General features: G+C 69.2%; 16 protein-coding genes. 10 read left to right on the top strand and 6 right to left on the bottom strand.

What is annotated here, in order from left to right; translation table 11 throughout:
• Positions 1–5 precede the first annotated feature (5 nt).
• The 5 genes from G0D83_RS20375 (at position 6) to cysE (ending at position 6,801) form a co-directional block, all read left to right on the top strand.
• Positions 6–638 (top strand): DUF2460 domain-containing protein, encoded by a 633-nt coding sequence (locus G0D83_RS20375; protein WP_164196555.1) that lies wholly within the window; start codon positions 6–8, stop codon positions 636–638.
• Entirely contained in the window at positions 638–1,519 is an 882-nt protein-coding gene (locus tag G0D83_RS20370) for a DUF2163 domain-containing protein (RefSeq protein ID WP_164196554.1), read from the top strand. The genes G0D83_RS20375 and G0D83_RS20370 overlap by 1 nt, the downstream gene beginning before the upstream one ends.
• Entirely contained in the window at positions 1,516–1,956 is a 441-nt protein-coding gene (locus G0D83_RS20365; protein ID WP_164196553.1) for an NlpC/P60 family protein, read from the top strand. The genes G0D83_RS20370 and G0D83_RS20365 overlap by 4 nt, the downstream gene beginning before the upstream one ends.
• Complete coding sequence (locus G0D83_RS20360; RefSeq protein WP_164196552.1) at positions 1,956–5,870, top strand: glycoside hydrolase/phage tail family protein; 3,915 nt, start codon at positions 1,956–1,958, stop codon at positions 5,868–5,870. Before G0D83_RS20365 ends, G0D83_RS20360 begins: the two co-directional genes overlap by 1 nt.
• Before the next feature lie 112 nt (positions 5,871–5,982).
• Positions 5,983–6,801, top strand: coding sequence for a serine O-acetyltransferase (gene cysE, locus G0D83_RS20355; RefSeq protein ID WP_095883888.1), 819 nt, complete (start codon positions 5,983–5,985; stop codon positions 6,799–6,801).
• Between the two features lie 163 nt (positions 6,802–6,964).
• On the opposite strand, the gene G0D83_RS20350 is transcribed toward cysE, so the two are convergent.
• The 5 genes from G0D83_RS20350 to pgk all read right to left on the bottom strand — a co-directional run bounded on the left by G0D83_RS20350 (position 6,965) and on the right by pgk (position 12,770).
• Positions 6,965–8,329: a pyruvate dehydrogenase complex dihydrolipoamide acetyltransferase gene (locus G0D83_RS20350; RefSeq protein ID WP_164196551.1), complete on the bottom strand. Its 1,365-nt coding sequence runs from the start codon at positions 8,327–8,329 to the stop codon at positions 6,965–6,967.
• Between the two features lie 10 nt (positions 8,330–8,339).
• A complete protein-coding gene (locus G0D83_RS20345) occupies positions 8,340–9,725 on the bottom strand; it encodes a pyruvate dehydrogenase complex E1 component subunit beta (protein WP_164196550.1) in 1,386 nt (461 codons plus the stop codon).
• Between the two features lie 20 nt (positions 9,726–9,745).
• Positions 9,746–10,768, bottom strand: a complete 1,023-nt coding sequence (gene pdhA / locus G0D83_RS20340) for a pyruvate dehydrogenase (acetyl-transferring) E1 component subunit alpha (RefSeq protein WP_164196549.1) — start codon at positions 10,766–10,768, stop codon at positions 9,746–9,748.
• Between the two features lie 316 nt (positions 10,769–11,084).
• Complete coding sequence (locus tag G0D83_RS20335; protein WP_164196548.1) at positions 11,085–11,384, bottom strand: septum formation initiator family protein; 300 nt, start codon at positions 11,382–11,384, stop codon at positions 11,085–11,087.
• Positions 11,385–11,591: 207 nt separating this feature from the next.
• Positions 11,592–12,770 carry a phosphoglycerate kinase gene (gene pgk / locus G0D83_RS20330; protein WP_164196547.1) on the bottom strand — a complete coding sequence of 393 codons (1,179 nt, stop codon included), beginning with the start codon at positions 12,768–12,770 and terminating at the stop codon, positions 11,592–11,594.
• 161 nt (positions 12,771–12,931) lie between these two features.
• Between pgk and G0D83_RS20325 the strand changes: the two genes are divergently transcribed.
• Together G0D83_RS20325 and G0D83_RS20320 are read left to right on the top strand one after the other, a co-directional pair.
• The gene (locus G0D83_RS20325) at positions 12,932–13,438 is read left to right on the top strand and encodes a peptidylprolyl isomerase (RefSeq protein WP_164196546.1); all 507 of its coding nucleotides are present in this window, start codon (positions 12,932–12,934) and stop codon (positions 13,436–13,438) included.
• The gene (locus G0D83_RS20320; RefSeq protein ID WP_164196545.1) at positions 13,431–13,979 is read left to right on the top strand and encodes a peptidylprolyl isomerase; all 549 of its coding nucleotides are present in this window, start codon (positions 13,431–13,433) and stop codon (positions 13,977–13,979) included. The genes G0D83_RS20325 and G0D83_RS20320 overlap by 8 nt, the downstream gene beginning before the upstream one ends.
• Positions 13,980–14,076: 97 nt before the next feature.
• On the opposite strand, the gene G0D83_RS20315 is transcribed toward G0D83_RS20320, so the two are convergent.
• A complete protein-coding gene (locus G0D83_RS20315) occupies positions 14,077–14,982 on the bottom strand; it encodes a GNAT family N-acetyltransferase (protein WP_235939474.1) in 906 nt (301 codons plus the stop codon).
• Between the two features lie 356 nt (positions 14,983–15,338).
• On the opposite strand from G0D83_RS20315, the gene guaB reads away from it, so the two are divergent.
• The 3 genes from guaB to G0D83_RS20300 all read left to right on the top strand — a co-directional run bounded on the left by guaB (position 15,339) and on the right by G0D83_RS20300 (position 20,567).
• A complete protein-coding gene (gene guaB, locus G0D83_RS20310) occupies positions 15,339–16,787 on the top strand; it encodes an IMP dehydrogenase (RefSeq protein WP_108965238.1) in 1,449 nt (482 codons plus the stop codon).
• Positions 16,788–16,973: 186 nt separating this feature from the next.
• Complete coding sequence (locus G0D83_RS20305) at positions 16,974–18,128, top strand: RsmB/NOP family class I SAM-dependent RNA methyltransferase (RefSeq protein WP_164196544.1); 1,155 nt, start codon at positions 16,974–16,976, stop codon at positions 18,126–18,128.
• Between the two features lie 108 nt (positions 18,129–18,236).
• Positions 18,237–20,567, top strand: coding sequence for an ATP-binding protein (locus tag G0D83_RS20300; protein ID WP_370457285.1), 2,331 nt, complete (start codon positions 18,237–18,239; stop codon positions 20,565–20,567).
• Positions 20,568–20,569: the final 2 nt, after the last annotated feature.

The following is a 20,569-nucleotide window of genomic DNA, read 5'->3' as shown; positions in this document are numbered from 1 at the left end:
GCACCATGAGCTTTCACGAGACACGCTTTCCCGCCGACCTGAGCTTCGGCGCCATGGGCGGGCCGGAGCGGCGCACCGATGTGGTCGAGTTGAGCTCGGGCCACGAGGAGCGCAACACCCCTTGGGCGCAGTCGCGGCGGCGTTTCGACGCCGGGCTCGGGCTGCGCTCGCTCGACGATATCGCGAAGCTGCTGGCCTTCTTCGAGGCGCGGCGTGGGCAGCTTTACGGGTTTCGCTGGAAGGATTGGTCTGACTACAAGTCCTGCCTGCCGTCGGGCACGGTGTCCGCCGGGGATCAGGTGATCGCGCATGGTGACGGGGTGACGCGCGCCTTCCAGCTGACCAAGACCTATCGATCGGGCGGCGCCAGCTATACGCGCGCCATTGCCAAGCCGGTGGCCGGGACGGTGCTGGCGGCGGTGCAGGACGTCGAGATGCGCGAGGGGGTGCATTTCACCATCGATCCAGGCACGGGGCTGCTCACCTTTGCCGAGCCGCCGCTTGCCGGCGTCGAGGTCAGCGCGGGCTTCGAGTTCGACGTCCCGGTGCGCTTTGACACCGACCGGATCAGCGTCTCTGTCGCCAGCTTCCAGGCCGGACAGGTGCCCGATGTGCCGGTTGTCGAGGTGCGGGTCTGATGGGCGCGGCGGAGTTGCATGCCCACCTCGCGGGCGGGCTGACCACGGTGGCACGTTGCTGGGCGCTGACCCGGGGCGATGGCACGCGCTATGGATTCACCGACCACGACCGGGACTTGTCGTTTGACGGGCTGGAGTTCCGCGCAGGCAGCGGGCTCAGCGCGATGGCGCTGCAGCAGGGCACCGGGCTTTCGGTCGACAACAGCGAGGCGATGGGGGCGCTGTCGGATGCGGCGCTCTCCGAGGCGGAGATCGACGCCGGGCGCTTCGACGGGGCGGCGCTGGTGGCCTGGCTGGTGAATTGGGCCGATGTCTCGCAGCGCCGGGTGATGTTCCGCGGCACGCTCGGGGAAATCCGGCGCGGAAACGGGGCCTTTCACGCCGAGCTGCGCGGGCTGACAGAGGCGCTGAACGTGCCGGTGGGGCGGGTCTACCACGCGCCCTGTTCTGCCGTGCTCGGCGATAGCGCCTGTGGTTTCGACCTCGCCACGCCTGGCTTTGTTTTCGAAGGGCCGATGCTGGCCGCCGCAGAGGGCCGGCGCTTCCGGCTTGGACCGCTGACCGACTTCGAGCCGGGGTGGTTCGCCCGCGGGCGGCTCGAGATGCTGGGCGGCCCGGGCAAGGGGCTCGGCGCGGCGATCAAGCGCGACCGGGACGATGGTGGGCAGCGGGTGATCGAGCTTTGGGAGCCATTGCGCGCGGCGCTTCAGCCCGGGGACCTTTGCCGGGTCACGGCGGGCTGCGACAGGCGCCCCGAGACCTGCCGGCTGAAATTCGACAACCTGCTGAACTTCCGGGGCTTCCCGGACATCCCCGAGGATGACTGGATGCTGGTCCATGCCAGCCGCGCGGCGGTGACCGGCGGGGGCTCGCGGCGATGAGCGGGGCGCGGATCGTCGCGGCGGCGCGGAGCTGGATCGGCACGCCCTACCTGCACCAGGCCTCGGTCAAGGGGGCGGGGTGCGACTGCCTGGGCCTCTTGCGCGGCGTCTGGCGGGAGGTGATCGGCGCCGAACCAGAGGTGGTGCCGCCCTACAGCCGCGACTGGTCGGAGCCGCAGGGCGACGAGGCGCTGTTGCGCGCGGCACTGCGGCATCTACGCGCAAAGCCGGTGCATGCCGAGGCGCCGGGCGACGTGCTGCTCTTCCGCATGCGCGAGGGGGCGGTGGCCAAGCACCTAGGTCTGCAGACGAAGGCAAGCGAGGCTTCTTGCTTCATCCATGCCTACAGCGGTCACGGGGTGATCGAGAGCGCGCTCAGCGCGCCGTGGCGGCGCCGGCTGGTGGCGCGATTTGCCTTTCCGACGGGGAGAACCTGATGGCGACGATCCTTCTTTCCGCTGCCGGGGCGGCGCTTGGCAGCAGCCTGGGCGGCTCGGTGCTCGGGCTGTCGATGACGGCCGTGGGGCGGTTTATCGGCGCAGGCCTCGGCCGGGCGGTTGACCAGCGCCTGATGGGGGCGGGGTCCGAGACCGTCGAAACCGGCCGCATCGAACGCTTCCGTCTGGCCGGGGCGGGCGAGGGGGCGGCGATCCCGCAGGTCTGGGGCCGCATGCGCGTCGGCGGTCAGGTGATCTGGGCCACCGAGTTCACCGAACACGTCCGAAAGGAGAAGGTCGGAAGCGGCAAGGGCAGCCCGAGCAGCGCGACGACGGTGAAGCAATACAGTTATTCGGTGAGCCTCGCGCTGGCGCTCTGCGAGGGCGAGATCAGCGGCGTGGGGCGGGTCTGGGCCGACGGCGCCGAGATCGCGCCGCGCGATCTGAACATGCGCGTCTACACCGGCAGCCGCGAGCAGCTGCCCGATCCCAAGATGGAGGCCGTGGAGGGCGCCGGGCAGGTTCCGGCCTATCGCGGCACTGCCTACGTGGTGATCGAGGATCTGATGCTCGAGCGGTTCGGCAACCGCGTGCCGCAGTTCAGCTTCGAGGTGACGCGGCCCGAGCTTGGCGATCCGCAGGACGTGCCGCTGGCGATCCGCGGTGTGGCAAGGATCCCCGGCACCGGGGAATATGCGCTGGCGACGCGGCCGGTGTTTCTCGACGACGGCAGTGGCGGACAGCGGGCGGTGAACCTCAACACGCCTGCCGACCTGCCGGATTTCCTCGTCTCGCTGGACCAGCTGCGCGACGAGTTGCCCGCGTGCCGCGCTGCCTCGCTGGTGGTGAGCTGGTTCGGCGACGACCTGCGCTGCGGCGCCTGTTCCATTCGTCCGAAGGTCGAACAGGGGGACCGGGACTCGGCGCAGGTGCCTTGGCAGGTCTCCGGGCTGGGGCGCGGCGCGGCCCGGCTTGTGCCGCAACTCGAAGGACGCCCGGTCTATGGGGGCACCCCCGCCGATGCGTCGGTGATCGAGGCGCTGCGGGAGATGGCGGCGCGCGGGCTGGAGGTGGTCTATTACCCGTTTGTGCTCATGGACCAAATGGCGGGCAATGCGCTGCCCGACCCTTGGACCGGGGCCGAGGGGCAACCCGCGCTGCCGTGGCGGGGGCGGATCACGACGAGCCTTGCGCCCGGGGTGAGCGGGTCGCCAGACGGGACCGTGGCAGCCGAGGCCGAGGTGGCGGCGTTCTTCGGCACGGCCTCGGCGGCGGATTTCGCGGTGTCCGGCGGCGCGGTCAGCTATTCCGGCCCGGACGAATGGACGTTCCGACGCTTCATCCTGCATCAGGCGGCGCTCTGCGCTGCGGCGGGCGGGGTCTCGGGCTTCTGCATCGGCTCGGAGATGCGCGGGCTGACCCAGATCCGCAGCGCGTCGGGCTTCCCGGCGGTCGAGGCGCTGCGGGCACTGGCGGCAGAGTGCCGGGCGCTGCTGGGGCCGGAGGTGAAGATCGGCTATGCCGCCGACTGGAGCGAGTATTTCGGCTACCACCCGCAGGACGGTTCGGGCGATGTCTATTTCCATCTCGACCCGCTGTGGAGCGATCCGCAGATCGATTTCATCGGCATCGACAATTACATGCCGTTGGCCGACTGGCGCGACGGCGAGGACCATGCGGATGCAGGGTGGGGCGCGATCTACGCGCCCGAGTACCTGATGGCCAATGTCGAGGGCGGCGAGGGATACGACTGGTACTATCCCACCTCCGAGGCCCGCGAGGCGCAGCGCCGGGTGCCGATCACCGACGGCGCGCATGGCGAGCCTTGGGTCTATCGGTACAAGGACCTGCGCGGCTGGTGGAGCAACCTGCATCACGAGCGGATCGGCGGCGTACGGCAGGCACAGCCCACAGGCTGGGTGCCGCAGAGCAAGCCCATCTGGTTTACCGAGCTCGGCTGCGCCGCGCTCGACAAGGGTGCGAACCAGCCCAACAAGTTCCTCGATCCGAAAAGCTCGGAGAGCCTTCTGCCTCGGTATTCCAATGGGTTGCGGGATGAGCTCATGCAGCGACAGTACCTGCGGGCCGTGCACGCCCATTGGACCGACCCGGCGCACAACCCGCTGTCGGAGGTCTATGGCGCGCCGATGCTCGACATGTCGCGGGCGCTGGTCTGGGCCTGGGACGCGCGGCCCTACCCATGGTTCCCGGGGCTTTCGGAGCTGTGGAGGGACGGCGGCAACTACCGGCGTGGGCACTGGCTGAACGGGCGCGCGTCGGGGCGGACGCTGGCCTCGGTGGTGGCGGAGGTCTGCGCCCGGGCGGGGGTGGAGGAGGTGGACGTGAGCCGCCTCTGGGGGTGGGTGCGCGGCTACCACATCGACCGGGTGAGCGACGCACGGAGCGCGCTGCAGCCGCTTCTGCTCGCGCATGGGGTGGATGCGATCGAGCGCGACGGTATGCTCCGCTTCCTGCCGCGGCGCGGGCGGGCGCCGAGGACGCTCGACCCTGCGGCGCTGGTGCATGACCTTTCGGAGGAGGGCGACCTGCTGCGCATCCGCGCAGCCGAGGCGGAGATGGCCGGGCGGTTGCGTCTGCGCTTTGTGGAGGCCGATGGCGACCACGCGATCCTGGGCGAGGAGGTGGTCTTGCCGGACGCGCAGAGCCATGGCGTTGCCGAAACCGAATGGCCGATGGTGCTGACCCGCGCCGAGGCGCGCATGGTGCTCGAGCGCTTCCTGGCCGAGGCGCGGATCGCCCGCGAGACACTGCGCTTTGCTCTGCCGCCTTCGCAGATGGCGGTCGGTGCGGGGGACATCGTCGAACTGCCCGGGGCCTCGGGACGTCTGCGCGCGCGCGTCGACCGGGTGGAGAGCGGCGCGTACCAGAAGATCGAGGCGGTGCGCATCGAGCCCGACACCTATTTGCCCGCCGACCTCGCCGACTTGGGCGAAAGTGATCCGTTGTTGCGCCCCGTGGCTGCGCCTGTCCCGGTGCTGCCGCTGTTTCTCGACCTGCCGCTGCTGAGCGGCGAAGAAGTGCCACATGCGCCGCACCTGGCCGTGACGGCGACGCCCTGGCCGGGCAGCGTGGCGGTCTATGCCAGTGCCACGGATGCGGACTACGGGCTGAACGAGATCCTCGCCGCGCGGGCGACGGTCGGCGTCACCGAGACGCCGCTTGTCGCGGCGCCTGCCGGGCGGATCGACCGGGGCGACGGGCTGCAGATCAGCCTGCGCTCGGGGGCGCTCGAGACGGTCTCTGACGCCGCGCTGCTCGGCGGGGCGAACGTCATGGCAATCGGCGACGGCACGCCGGGACATTGGGAGGTGTTCCAGTTCCGCGATGCCGAGCTTCTGGAGCCTGGACGCTGGCTGCTCTCGCACCGGCTGCGCGGGCAGGCGGGCAGCGACGGGATCATGCCCGAGGTCTGGCCCGTCGGGTCCTGGGTGGTGCTGCTCGACGGGGCGCCGCAGCAGATCGCGCTGACCCCGGCGCAGCGGCGGCAGGCGCGGCACTACCGCATCGGGCCGGCCAAGCGTGGTTACGACGATGCCGCCTACGTGCACCGCGAGCTGGCCTTCGACGGCAATGGCCTCCGGCCCTATCGGCCGGTGCATCTGCGCGCGGCCATGGCGGGCGGCACGGCACGGACCCTGAGCTGGATCCGGCGCACGCGCCTCGAGGGGGACGACTGGGAACTGCCGGAGGTGCCGCTCGGCGAGGAGAGCGAGCGGTATCTCCTGCGCGTTGTGCAGGGGGGCGAGGTGATCCGAGAGGTGTTTTGCGACGCCCCCGCATGGGGTTACGATTCTGCGCAGGACGGGCTCACGGGGCTTTACGAGGTGCATGTGGCACAGGTCTCGGCGCGCTACGGGGCGGGGCCCTTCGCGCGGCTCGTGCTCTCTGCCTGAGCGCGGGGCGTGGGGGCTTTCATCTCGGGCCGCGATCCCCTAGATCACGGTTTTGCATTTCGACCCGCAGCGGCTATCTGCTAGAGTGGGCGGCAACTCACGGAGGACTCCCATGGCCAAGACACGCGCCAAGATCGCCGAACTGGATCCCGTCTGGGCCCGCATCGTCCGCGAGGCCGAAGAGGTTGTCGCCGCCGAGCCGCTGCTCGGCGGGTCGGTGCACATCTCGATCCTGCACCACCCGACCATCGAGCGGGCGCTGGCGTATCGCATCTCGCTGAAGCTGGCGAATGGCGAGATGTCCGAGCAGATCCTGCGCGAGATCTGCGACGAGGCCTATAGCTCCGATCCCTCGCTGGCGCTGAAGGCGCGGGCCGACATCCAGGCCACCTTCGAGCGCGACCCGGCCTGCCACCGCTACCTGCAGCCCTTGCTCTACTTCAAGGGCTTCCAGGCGGTGCAAAGCCAGCGCGTGGCGCATTGGCTGTGGAACCAGGGGCGGCGCGACCTGTCCTATTTCTTCCAGATGCGTTCGTCCGAGGTGTTCGGCGTCGACATCCACCCGGCCGCGAAGATCGGCAAGGGCATCATGATCGACCATGCGCATTCCATCGTCATCGGCGAGACGGCGGTGGTCGGCGACGACGTGTCGATCCTGCATTCGGTGACGCTTGGCGGCACCGGCAAGGAGGACGAGGACCGTCATCCCAAGATCGGCAACGGCGTGCTGATCGGCGCAGGCGCGAAGGTGCTGGGCAACATCAAGGTGGGCGACCGTTCGCGCATCGCGGCGGGCTCGGTGGTGCTGGCCGAGGTGCCGCCCTGCAAGACCGTCGCCGGGGTGCCGGCTAAGATCGTCGGCGAGGCGGGCTGCGATCAGCCCTCGCGCTCGATGGACCAGAAGCTCACCGGCTGCAACTGCAGCGACTGACGGCGCGATCCCTTGGCTATCGACTGAGGCGCGGTCCCGAGGGGCTGCGCCTTTCGCCGTCTTAGGCCGGCTGTGCTTCCGGCCGGGTGTGCTGCAGCGGCCCCAAAGGAAAACGGCCCCACCGCGCGGTGGGGCCGTTCTGTGTTCCAGCGATGCGCCCGGATCAGGCGAGCATCACCATCGGGTTCTCGAGGTTGTCGGCAATCGCCTGCAGCAGCTCGGCCCCCAGCGCGCCGTCGATGACCCGGTGGTCGACCGAGAGCGTCACGGACATCACCGTCGCCACAGCCAGCTCGCCATCAGCACCGACGATCGGCTTCTTGACGCCCGCGCCCGCGGCGAGGATCGCGCCATGCGGCGGGTTGATCACCGCGTCGAAGTTGTCGATGCCGTACATGCCGAGGTTGGAGATCGCGAAGCTGCCGCCGATGTATTCATGCGGCGCGAGCTTCTTGTTCCGGGCCCGGCCCGCAAGGTCCTTCATCTCGGCGGACAGCGCCGAGAGCGACTTCATCTCGGCATCCTTGAGCACCGGGGTGAAGAGACCGCCCTCGATCGCCACGGCCACCGCGACGTCGGACGGCTTGAGCTTGAAGATGCGATCCCCAGCCCAGACGGCATTGGCGTCCGGCACCGACTGCAGCGCCAAGGCACAGGCCTTGATGACGAAGTCGTTGACCGAGAGCTTCACGCCGCGCGCCTCGAGCTGCTTGTTCAGCTGGCTGCGGAACTTGAGCAGCGCGTCGAGCTTGATGTCCTTGCGCAGGTAGAAGTGCGGGATGGTCTGCTTGGCCTCGGTGAGGCGGCTCGCCACCGTCTTGCGCATGCCGTCGAGCTTGACCTCTTCGAACTCGCGCCCCTCGTACATCTTGCGCACCGCGTCCGACGACGGGCCGGCGGGCATGACGGTCGCATCGGTGGCCTTCTTCTCGGCCGTGGCCGGAGCCGCGGCCTCGGACTTGGCTGCCTTGTCTGCAGGCTTGGCAGCCTCGACGTCGGCCTTGACGATGCGGCCGTGCGGTCCGGTGCCCTTGACCTGCGCGAGGTCGAGCCCCTTGTCCGCCGCGATGCGGCGCGCCAGCGGCGAAGCGAAGATACGCTTGCCGTCCTCGCCCTTGGGGGACGCGGGGGCAGGGGTTGCCGAGCCGGCTGCCGGGGTGGCCGCCGCCGCCTTGGTGTCCTCATCCTTCGGCGCGGGCGCCTCGGACTTGGCTTCGGCGGGCTTTTCCTCGGACTTGGCGGAAGCGCCATCCGAGGAGCCGCTGTCGATGTCGTCGGCGCTCTCGCCCTCTTCGAGCAGGACCGCGATGGGGGTGTTGACCTTCACCCCCTCGCTGCCTTCCTCGATGAGGATCTTGCCGATGGTGCCTTCGTCGACGGCTTCGAATTCCATCGTCGCCTTGTCGGTCTCGATCTCGGCGAGGATGTCGCCGGAGCTGACCGTGTCGCCCTCTTTCACCAGCCACTTGGCCAGCGTGCCTTCCTCCATGGTGGGGGACAGCGCGGGCATCAGGATTTCCGTGGGCATGACGCTCTCCTTACCGGTAGGTGACTTGCTTCACGGCGTCGATCACCTCTGCGGTGGTGATCAGCGCGTGCTTCTCGAGGTTCGCCGCGTAGGGCATGGGCACGTCCTTGCCGGTACAGTTGATCACCGGGGCGTCGAGCCAGTCGAAGGCGTTCTGCATGATGTAGGCCGACAGGTGGTTGCCGATGGAGCCCACCGGCCAGCCCTCTTCCACGGTCACGCAGCGGTTGGTCTTCTTAACCGACTCGATGACGGTGCCGTAGTCGATCGGGCGCAGGGTGCGCAGGTCGATCACCTCGGCCGAGATGCCCTCGTCCGCCAGCTTGTCCGCCGCCTCGAGAGCGTAGGTCATGCCGATGCCGAAGGAGACGATGGTCACATCGCTGCCCTCGCGCCAGATGCGGGCCTTGCCGAAGGGCACGGTGAAATCATCCATGACCGGCACGTCGAAGGAGCGGCCGTAGAGGATCTCGTTCTCGAGGAAGATCACCGGGTTGGGATCGCGGATGGCGCTCTTCAGCAGGCCCTTGGCGTCGGAGGCCGAGTAGGGCATCACGACCTTGAGGCCGGGCACCATGGCGTACCATGCGGCGTAGTCCTGCGAGTGCTGCGCGCCGACGCGGGCGGCGGCACCGTTCGGGCCGCGGAACACCATGGGCGCGCCCATCTGGCCGCCGGACATGTAGAGCGTCTTGGCCGCCGAGTTGATGATCTGGTCGATCGCCTGCATGGCGAAGTTGAAGGTCATGAACTCGACGATGGGCTTGAGCCCGCCGAAGGCCGCGCCGACGCCGATGCCGGCAAAGCCGTGCTCGGTGATCGGCGTGTCGATCACGCGCTTCGAGCCGAACTCGTCGAGCAGCCCTTGGGTGACCTTATAGGCACCCTGGTACTCGGCCACTTCCTCGCCCATGACGAAGACGTTGGGATCGTTGCGCATTTCCTCGGCCATGGCGTCGCGAAGCGCTTCGCGAACGGTCTGGCTCTTCATCTCGGTACCTTCGGGCCAGTCGGGTTCGACCGCCTTGGCCTTGGGGGTTGCCGGGGCGGAGGCGGGGGCCTCCTCGACCGGGGCCGCGGGGGTCTCTTCGGTCTTCGCGGGCTCGGCGTCGTCGCCGCCGCCCGAGGAGACCTCGATGTCATCGGCGCTTTCGCCTTCCTCGACCAGCACGGCGATCGGGGTGTTGACCTTCACGCCCTCGGTGCCTTCCTCGATGAGGATCTTGCCGACGATGCCTTCATCGACGGCTTCGAATTCCATCGTCGCCTTGTCGGTCTCGATCTCGGCGAGAATGTCGCCCGAGCTCACGGTGTCGCCCTCTTTGACCAGCCACTTGGCCAGCGTGCCCTCTTCCATGGTCGGCGAGAGCGCGGGCATGAGAATTTCGGTTGCCATATCCGTCTAGTCCTTCTGCCTCAGGCCTCTACCGCGTCGCCTTGCGGCACTTCGTCGGCGTAGATGTCGGTCCAGAGTTCCTCGAGCGCCGGCTCCGGGCTCTCCTTCGAGAACTCGGCCGAGGCGTTCACGATGTCCTTGATGTTCTTGTCGATCGCCTTGAGGTCATCCTCGGTGGCGTGCTTGCCCTGCAGCAGCAGGTCGCGCACGCTCTGGATCGGGTCGCGCTCGTCGCGCATCTTCTGCACTTCCTCGCGGGTCCGGTACTTGGCCGGGTCCGACATGGAGTGGCCGCGGTAGCGGTAGGTCTTCACTTCGAGGATGTAGGGGCCGTTGCCCGCGCGGCAGTGCGCCACCGCCTTCTCGCCGGCTTCCTTGACCTTCAACACGTCCATGCCGTCGACCAGCTCGCCGGGGATGCCGAAGGGCGCGCCGCGGGTGTAGATTTCCTCGGTCGAGGTGGAGCGCTTCTGCGAGGTGCCCATGGCGTACTGGTTGTTCTCGATGACGAAGATCACCGGCAGCTTCCAGATCGACGCCATGTTGAAGGTCTCGTAGACCTGGCCCTGGTTGGCCGCGCCGTCGCCGAAGTAGGCAAAGGTCACGCGGTCGTTTTCCAGGTAACGGTCGGCAAAGGCGAGGCCGGCGCCGAGCGGCACCTGCGCGCCGACGATGCCATGGCCGCCGTAGAAATGCTTCTCGCGGCTGAACATGTGCATCGAGCCGCCCTTGCCCTTGGAATAGCCGCCCTCGCGGCCGGTGAGCTCGGCCATCACCCCGTTGGGGTCCATGCCGCAGGCGAGCATGTGCCCGTGGTCGCGGTAGGAGGTGACGCGCTTGTCGCCTTCGCTCGCCGCGGCCTCGAGGCCGACAACGACCGCTTCCTGGCCGATGTAAAGGTGGCAGAACCCGCCGATGAGCCCCATGCCATACAACTGACCCGCCTTCTCTTCGAAGCGGCGGATGAGCAGCATGTCATGATAGTATTGCTTGAGCTCCTCGGGCGAGACGTTCGGCTTTGCGGATGGTTTCCGAGCGGCCATGGGGACTCCTCCCAACTAGTTTAGTGTTAAACTTTCTCCCACAGTAAATCGGCGGCGACTGAGTGTCAAAGGGCCGGGGCGGGAGTTTCGCTAAAAAGTGGCGCGGCGGGACGTTAGGGCAAGCCACCGGCAGAACCCCGCCGCTCCGCGCCCTCGCGCCAAGGCGCCCGGGAGGCGCTCAGAAGCGGATCGGACACAGAGGGGCGGCAGAACTCAGCGGAACCTTGGATGGCGCGCGGTCGGCGCGCTGCGGCACTGCGCGCGTTCAGCCCACGCCGCATTGCACGCGCTTAGGGCGTTGCGATACTGCGCGCGCTCAGCGCACGACGATCTCGTCCGAGCGGATCATTCCCAGAACGTCGCGCGCCTGCTGGTCCAGCAGGTCAAGATCGAGATAGTCGTCCGAGAGCCGCAGGGTGACGTTTTCCATATGCGCGACCTCGGCGTTGATCCCGTCGAGCTCGGTGGCCAGCCGGTCGGCCTCCACCTCGATCTCGGCGCGGCGGAAGAGCCCGTAGTCGCCCTGCACGGCGGCAAAGGTGAAATAGCCCGACAAGCTCAGCGTGATCACCGCGAAGACGAGGCCGCCGAGGGCCGGTTTGCGTCTGCCAGTCATATGCGTGGGTCCTGATGCCTGTATGCCGTTTGGTCTGCTCTGCGCCGCGCTCCCTCATTGGGTGGGGAGCCGTCCGACGTCGGGGAAACCATGCCACAGGGCAGGGGGCATGGAAATCCCCCGTAGCCTAGGTCGCTGAAAAATCGGTGCGATTGCGCGCCGATTGTGGCCGATCGGCCCGACGAGGGGCCGATCGGCTTGTGGGGCTCAGCCGAGCGCCGCGACGCCGGGCAGGGTCTTGCCTTCCATCCACTCGAGGAAGGCGCCGCCGGCAGTCGAGATATAGGTGAAGTCGTCCGCCGCCCCGGCCTTGTTGAGCGCCGCCACCGTGTCGCCGCCGCCGGCGACCGAAACCAGCTCGCCATGCGCGGTGCGCTTGGCTGCAAACTTGGCGGCCGCGTTGGTGGCGGCATCGAAGGGGGCGATCTCGAAGGCGCCGAGCGGCCCGTTCCAGATCAGCGTCGCGGCGCGGGAGATGGCCTGTTCCACATGCGCCACGCTGTCCGGCCCGGCGTCGAGGATCATCGCGTCGGCCGGGCAGGATTCGGCCGGGACCACTTCCGAGGGCGCGTTCTCGCGGAATTCGCGCGCCACCACCACGTCGCGCGGCAGCAGAATCTCGCAGCCCGCCGCGGCGGCCTTCTCGGCGATCTCGCGGGCGGTGCCGGTCATCTCGTGCTCGCAGAGCGACTTGCCCACGTCGACGCCCTGCGCCGCGAGGAAGGTGTTGGCCATGCCGCCGCCGATCACCAGCATGTCGACCTTCTCGACGAGGTTGCCCAGAAGGTCGAGCTTGGTCGAGACCTTGGCGCCGCCGACCACCGCCAGCACCGGACGCTTCGGCGCGCCGAGCGCCGCCTCCAGCGCCTCGAGCTCGGCCTGCATCAGCCGGCCCGCGCAGGCGGGCAGCAGCTGCGCCAGCGCGGCGGTGGAGGCATGGGCGCGGTGCGCCGCCGAGAAGGCGTCATTGCAATAGATATCACCAAGCGCGGCGTAGCGCTTTGCGAGCTCGGCGTCGTTCTTTTCCTCGCCGGGCTCGAAGCGTGTGTTCTCGAGAAGCACGACCTGGCCCTCGGCGCAGCCGCCGATCACCGCCTCGGCCTCGTCCAGCGTGGCGAAATTGACCTTGGTACCGAAGGCGGCCTCGAGCGCGGGCACCAGCATCTTGAGCGACATCTCGGGCACGACCTTGCCCTTGGGGCGGCCGAAGTGGGCCAGCAGGACAGGGGTGCCGCCGCGCGACAGGATGTCCTGCACGGTGGGTGCCACGCGCTCGATCCGGGTTGCGTCGGTGACCACGCCGCCGTCCACCGGCACGTTGATGTCGACACGGGTGAGCACGCGCTTGCCGGCGAGTTCCATGTCGTCGAGGGTCTTCCAGGCCATCTCGGTCCTCCTGATCCTTGGGTTGCTCAATGGTCTGCCCCGAGCCGGGCGCAAGGTCAATGCGGCAGCGGTCCGCGCTCAGGGCCGGAGGGACGCGCATCTTGGCATTCGGGCGCAGGCGGACTAAATCTCGCGCAACGAACGCCATAGGGAGTATCGACATGGCCGAGATCAAGGACCCCGAAAACACCATCCTCATCGAGCTGAAGGGCGGCACCGTCACCATCGAGCTGCTGCCCGACGTGGCGCCGAAGCACGCCGAGCGGATGAAGGAGCTGGCGCGTGCGGGAGAATATGACAATGTCTGCTTCCACCGCGTGATCGACGGTTTCATGGCGCAGACCGGCGACGTCGAGCATGGTGACATGGAAGACGGCTTCAACCTGCGCCGCGCCGGCACCGGCGGCTCGCAGCTGCCCGACCTTCCCGCGGAATTCTCGAAACTTCCGCACGACCGCGGCACCCTGGGCGCGGCGCGCTCGATGAACCCGAACTCGGCGAACTCGCAGTTCTTCATCAACTTCAAGGACAACCACTTCCTCAACGGCCAGTACACCGTCTACGGCCGGGTCATCGAGGGCATGGAGCACGTCGATGCGATCACCCGCGGCGAGCCGCCTGCCGAGCCCGACCGGATGATCTCGGTGAAGGTGGCTGCAGATGCGTAAGCTGGCGCTGTTGCTCTCCGTCATGGCTTCGCCTGCACTGGCGGCGGGGCTTGACGTCGAGGTCGCGGGCGAGGGCGCCAACGGCACCTTCCACATCGAGCTCTTCGACGATGTCGCGCCGCAGCACGCCGCGCGGCTGACCGAGCTGGCGGAGAAGGGCGAGTATGACGGCGTGGTCTTCCACCGCGTGATCGACGGCTTCATGGCGCAGACCGGCGACGTGCAGTTCGGCCGTGAGGGCAACGACATGCGCATGGCGGGCACCGGCGGCTCGGACCTGCCGGATCTCGCGGCGGAATTCTCCGAGAAGGATTTCGCGCGCGGCGTCGTCGGCATGGCGCGCTCGCAGAACCCGGACTCGGCGAACTCGCAGTTCTTCATCATGTTCGCCCCGGCGCCGCATCTGAACGGCGCCTACACGGCGGTGGGCGAGGTGACCTCGGGCATGGAGGTCGTCGACGCGATCAAGCGCGGCACCGGGCCGAACGGCGCGGTGGTCGGCAAGCCCGACATGATGGTCAAGGTGACACCGACCGAGTGAACGGCGCAGCTGCGGCGGCCGGGTGAGGGGCGCAGCCCCTCGGCGCGGCGCATCTCGCCGCAGGATACTTGCACAAAGAGGAAGGGGCTGGGCACCGTCAGGTGGCCAGCCCTTTTGGCAGGCGGCGGGCGAGCGGCGCAAGCGCGCGACAGCGCAGCCATGTGCCCGCCAGCCGGTGCGCGCGCGCGCCGGTGCCAAGCTTGAAGCGGGTGACGCCCGGAGCGTCGTCGCCGTTGAGCATGCCGAGATCGAGCTGCTCATGCCCGCGCTCTGCCAGCCAGCGCATCGCCGCCCAGAGCAGCAGGTTCATGGCGTTGGCGGCGCGTCCCTGCGGCGTCGTGACGCCGGTGGTCCAACTCGCCATGCGCCCGTGCCGAAGCACGGCGATGGCGGCGAGCGGCGCGCCGCCCCGCCGCGCCTCCCAGATCAGCGCGGCTTCGGGCGTGGCGCGGGCATAGGCGACAATGAAGCCCGGCGGCAGGTTGCGGTAGCGGCGGGCGCGGGCCTGCGCCAGCTCAGCCTCCAGCAGCCAGTGCCCGCCGTGCAGCGGCAGGCGGCGCAGGCTCAGCCCTGCACCCTCGGCACGGGTGAGCCGGTTGCGCCATTTCTGCCGCAGCGCCCTGCGCATCTGTTCCGGCGGGCCAAGCGGCAACAGGGCAAGCGTCGCCGGGGTCAGCAGCGGCCAGAAGCCCGCGCCGCGCAGCGCCCCGGCCGAGACACCCTCGGCATTGAGCAGCAGCGGCCCGGGGGTGGGCAGCTCCCGCAGCCAGGCCTCGGCCGCCGCGGGCGCCGCGGTCACCGGCCCGCGCGAGAGCAGGCTGACCTCGCCCAGCAGCGGCAGCCGGCGCGCCTGCACCTGCCAGCGCAGCGCCGCGCCCCCGTCAAAGATCTCTTCCCCAGACCGGCAGGGCACTCCCAGCGCGGCGCAGGCGCGGGCGTATTCCGGCGATTGCGGCAGGGGCAGGAGCGGCGGAGGCAGCAGTGGAGAAGTCATGGCAGCCATTAACGCGCCCGAAAGTGTGCGCGTGGTTAATTGACTCATGACCGCCCCGCGCCGCCGTTTGCCCCTCCTTGCCCCGCGCCCCAGGCCGACCCGCGCTGCGGCGCTGCTGGTCGCGCTGCTCCTCTCGGTGCCCTTCGCCGCCATCGCCCTGGCCGAAGCCGTTCTCGGCGCGCGCCTCTAGCCTCTGGCTTCAGGGCGAAAAGTCTCCGGAGAAGCTTGCGGGCCGTGGGCGGAGCTTGCGCTTCTGCGCTGCCCGGGCCGCAGCCCTCGCGGCGAAGGTCCGAGGGGCCTTTCCCCCGCCGATCATCCGTGCAATAGGGACGTGCCAACCGATACCCTCCCAAGGAGCCGCCCCCATGGAGATTCGCGAGGCCTTCACCTTCGACGATGTTCTGCTGCTTCCCGCAGCTTCCAGCGTTCTGCCGTCCACGGCCGACACGCGCACCCGGGTCACCAAGAGCATTGCGCTCAACATTCCGCTGCTGTCTTCGGCCATGGACACGGTCACCGAGGCGCGCATGGCGATCACCATGGCGCAGGCCGGCGGCATCGGGGTGATCCACAAGAACCTCGACATCGAACGTCAGGCCCAGGAAGTGCGCCGGGTGAAACGCTTCGAGAGCGGCATCGTCTACAACCCGGTCACCCTCACCCCCGACCAGACGCTGGCCGACGCGCAAGCGCTGACCGAGCGTTACGGTTTCACCGGCTTCCCGGTGGTCGACGAGCAGCACCGCGTTGTCGGCATCGTCACCAACCGCGACATGCGTTTCGCGCAGAAGCCGGACACGCCCGTGCGGGTGATGATGACCTCCGAGAACCTTGCCATCCTGCGCGAGCCCGCCGACCGCGAGGAGGCGATCAGCCTGATGAGGGCGCGGCGGATCGAGAAGCTGCTGGTCACCGATGCGCAGGGCAAGCTCACCGGCCTGCTGACGCTCAAGGACACCGAGAAGGCCGTGCTCAACCCCACCGCCTGCAAGGACGAGCTGGGCCGACTGCGCGTTGCCGCCGCGACCGGGGTGGGCGAGTCGGGCTTCGAGCGCACCGAGGCGCTGATCGACGCGGGGGTCGACATCGTGGTGATCGACACCGCCCATGGCCACAGCGCCGGGGTGATCGACGCGGTGGCGCGGGCCAAGGCGCTGTCGAACGAGGTGCAGGTCATCGCCGGCAACGTTGCCACCGGCGATGCCACCCGCGCGCTGATCGATGCGGGCGCCGATGCGGTCAAGGTCGGCATCGGCCCGGGCTCGATCTGCACCACGCGGATGGTCGCCGGCGTCGGCGTGCCGCAGCTTACCGCGATCATGGACTGCGCCAAGGCGGCCGGTGACGTGCCGGTGATCGCCGACGGCGGCATCAAGTTCTCGGGCGATTTCGCTAAGGCCATCGCCGCGGGTGCCTCCTGCGCCATGGTCGGCTCGATGATCGCCGGCACGGATGAAAGCCCGGGCGAGGTGATCCTCTACCAGGGTCGCTCGTTCAAGGCTTATCGCGGCATGGGCAGCCTTGGCGCCATGGCGCGCGGATCGGCGGATCGCTACTTCCAGAAGGATGCGGCGAGCGACAAGCTCGTGCCCGAGGGCATCGAAGGGCAGGTGCCCTACAAGGGGTCGGCCGGCGCGGTGATCCACCAGCTGGTCGGCGGCCTGCGCGCCGCCATGGGCTACACCGGCAACGCCACCGTCGAAGAGATGCGCAAGAACTGCAATTTCGTGCGCATCACCAACGCCGGCCTGTCAGAGAGCCACGTGCACGACGTGCAGATCACCCGCGAGAGCCCGAACTACCGCATTGGCTGAGCGCGCGATCTGCGAGAAAATGGGGGGTCGGTCCGCGAGGATCGGCCCTTTTGGTTTCGGGGCGGACGCCGGGAAAGCGCTGGACGCGGCGCGGCGCGCGCGGGTAGAGGGGCGGGCGACAGCGGCAGGAGCACGAGACCAGATGCAGCACGATATTCCGATGATCCGCGCTTGGGGGATGCAGTCATGACCCCCGGCGCAAGGCTGCAAGCCGCCGCCGAGGTGCTCGATCGCATCGCCGCCGGAACCCCCGCCGAGCAGGCGCTGCTCGGCTGGTCGCGCGGCGCGCGCTACGCCGGGTCCAAGGACCGCGCCGCGGTGCGTGACCATGTCTTCGACGTGCTGCGCCGCTGGCGCTCCACCGCCGCGCAGGGCGGCGGCGAGAGCGGGCGGGCGCGGCTCATCGGCCTGCTGCGTCAGCAGCAGGTCGCTCCCGACAGCCTTTTCACCGGGGACGGCCACGCTCCCGCGGCTCTGACCGCCGAGGAGCAGGCTGGGGGACGCCTGGCCGAGGGGGCGGAGGCCCGCGATCTTCCCGACTGGATCGACGCGCTGCTGACCGACAGCCTTGGCGAAGAGGCCGCCGCCGCCGCCGAGGCGCTGCGCGAGCGCGCCCCGGTGTTCCTGCGGGTGAACGGCCTGCGCGGCGATCTTGCCGCGGCTCAGGGGGCGCTGGCGGGCGAGGGGATCGAGACCCGAACGCATCCGCTGGCCTCCGGAGCGCTCGAGGTCACTGAGGGCGCGCGCCGCATTGCGCAGAGCCAGGCTTTCGCCGAGGGGCTGGTCGAGCTGCAAGACGTTGCCAGCCAGGCGGTGGTCGAGGCGCTGCCGCTGGCGCCGGGGCTGCGGGTCCTGGACTATTGCGCCGGCGGCGGCGGCAAGGCGCTGGCCATGGCCGCGCGCACCGGCGGCGAGGTCGCGGCGCATGATGCAGACCCGCGCCGCATGTCCGACCTTCCCGCGCGCGCCAAGCGCGCCGGGGCGCGCATCCAGGCCGTCGCCAGCCCCAAGGGATCCTACGACCTGGTGCTCTGCGACGTGCCCTGTTCCGGCAGCGGCGCCTGGCGGCGCGCGCCCGAGGGCAAGTGGCGGCTGACACCGGAGCGGCTGGAGGAGTTGACCAAGGTGCAGGCCGGGATCCTCGACATCGCCGCGCGGCTCGTGACACCCGGCGGGCTGCTCGCCTATGCCACCTGCTCGATGCTCGCGGTGGAAAACGCGGCGCAGATCGAGGCCTTCCTCGCCCGGCATCCGGGCTGGACCGTCGAGCAGCAGCGCCAGTTCCTGCCCGGCGACGGCGGCGACGGCTTCTTCTCGGCGCAGCTGCGCCGGCCCGCCTGATCGGCGCGGCTGCCGCGGATGACCCATGGGAATGTGAAAAGTTAACCTTTGGTTAATCATACACATGCCACATGGTGAATGGGGATATGGAAGGAAAAGGATGACCCCGTGACGCGATCCGCGTTTTACGAGGAGGGGCGCGGGCGCAGTTGGCTTTCTCAGGCTCTGCCGGGGATCGCGCTCACCGCTGCCGGCCTGGTGTGCCTGGCGTTCAGCGCGCTGCTCGAGGGCAGGGAGGCGCAGCTCGCGGCGCAGGCCGCGGCGGGGGCCTTTCTGGCGATCAGCGGTCTGCTGGCGGTCTGGCATGTGATGGGGCGGCGGCGCCTGCGGGGGGAGCTGTCGGGGCTGCGCAAGCTGGTCGAGGCCGATCCCGCACCGGCGCTGCTCGAGGATCGACACGGGCGGACGGTGTTTTCCAATCGCGCCGCGCAGCAGCGGTTCGTTCTCGCTGCCGGGCAGAATCTCGGCGATCTGCTGACCCAGTTGGGGGTGGATGCCGAGGCCCTGAAACTGCGGCTGCGGCGCCGCGCCGAGGGGCGCGGGGGCGCGAGCGAGGACATCCTGTCTCCCGCCGGGCCGCACCGGCTTGCGCTGGCGGAGGTCGGGGGGCTGAGCTACTGGCGGCTCGAACGGCTGCCGGATCCCGACTTTTCGGGCCTCACCGCGGTGGCGGAGGCGGAGGATCGCGCGCCCGAAGCGCGGGACGCGGCGCAGGTGCCGGTGCTGACCGTCGGGCGCAGCGGCGCGGTGCTTTATATGAACGCCGCCGCGCGGAGGTTGATCGGGCGGCGGATCAAGCAGCTCGAGGAGGTGCTGGAGCTGCCGCTGCGCGTCGGCAAGGTGCAGCAGATCGGCTCTCCGGAGGGCGAGCGCAGCGTGCTGATCCGCTGCTCGGATGCCGGTTTCGGGCGGCAGGAAGTGGTGCTGCATCCGGTGGATGCGGCAGGGTCGCCGGAGGTGCGGGACGGGGTCGACAACCTGCCGGTGCCGCTTTTGCGGCTCGCGCCCGACGGACGGATCCTGCGTGCCAACGCCGAAGCCTGCCGCATGCTCGAGGTGGCCAGCGCCGACGGCACCTCGATCGAGGCACACATGGAGGGGCTCGGCCGGTCGATCACCGACTGGCTCACCGAGGCGGCGGCAGGCCGCGGGCTGCATCGGTCGGAATTCCTGCGCCTCGTACGCCCCGAGCGCGAGGTCTTCGTGCAGGTCACGCTGAACCGGGTGCTCAAGGCGGGGCGGGCCGAGCTGATCGCGGTGCTCAACGACGCGACCGAGCTGAAATCGCTCGAGGCGCAATTCGTCCAGAGCCAGAAGATGCAGGCCATCGGCCAGCTCGCGGGCGGGGTAGCGCATGATTTCAACAACCTGCTCACCGCGATCTCGGGCCATTGCGACCTGCTGCTGCTGCGCCACGACCAGGGCGATGCGGATTATGCGGATCTGCTGCAGATCAACCAGAACGCCAACCGCGCCGCCTCGCTCGTGGGTCAGCTTCTCGCCTTCTCGCGCAAGCAGACGCTGAGCGTCGAGAAGCTCGACCTGCGCGACACGCTGTCGGATCTGACCCACCTGCTGAACCGGCTGGTAGGGGAGCGGGTGAACCTCAGGCTGAACCACGATCCGGTGCTGCCCCCGATCCGCGGCGACCGCCGGCAACTCGAGCAGGTGATGATGAACCTCGTGGTGAACGCCCGCGACGCCATGCCCGAGGGCGGCGAGATCGAGATCGCCACCAGCCGCTGCGTGATGCACGAGGCGCTGATCCGCGACCGTGCCCGGGTCGAGCCCGGGCTCTACGCCAGCGTCAAGGTCATCGACCGGGGCTTCGGGATCCCGCAGGACAAGCTGCAGAAGGTCTTCGAGCCCTTCTTCACCACCAAGCGCACGGGTGAGGGCACCGGGCTCGGCCTTTCGACCGTCTATGGCATCGTCAAGCAGACGGGGGGGTTCATCTTCGTCGACAGCGTGGTCGGCAAGGGGAGCTGCTTCACCCTGCTTTTCCCCGCCTTCGAAGAGACCAGCATGGCCGAGCCCCCCGCGCCCGAGCCGGAGCGCGGCAGCGCGCCGCTGCTGGGCAGCGTTGTCCTGCTGGTCGAGGACGAGGCCCCGGTGCGCGCCTTTGCGGCCCGGGCGCTGCGCCTGCGCGGCTTCACGGTGATCGAGGCCGAGACCGCCGAGCAGGCGCTCGAGGTGCTGCAGGACCCGGCGCTGACGGTGGATGTCTTCGTCACCGACGTGGTGATGCCCGGGATGGATGGGCCGAGCTGGGTGCGCCAGGCGCTCGAGATGCGGCCCGGAACGCGGGTGGTCTTCGTGTCGGGCTACGCCGAGGAGTCGCTCGACAAGAGTCGCGTGGCCGTGCCCAACTCGGTGTTCCTGCCCAAGCCCTTCTCGCTGACCGAGCTGACCGAGACAGTGCAGCAGCAGCTCGCCTGAGA

The sequence above is a fragment of the Salipiger sp. PrR003 genome (assembly GCF_010500785.1).
GTDB lineage: Bacteria > Pseudomonadota > Alphaproteobacteria > Rhodobacterales > Rhodobacteraceae > Salipiger > Salipiger pacificus_A.
This window is presented reverse-complemented; position numbering and strand designations above follow the sequence as displayed.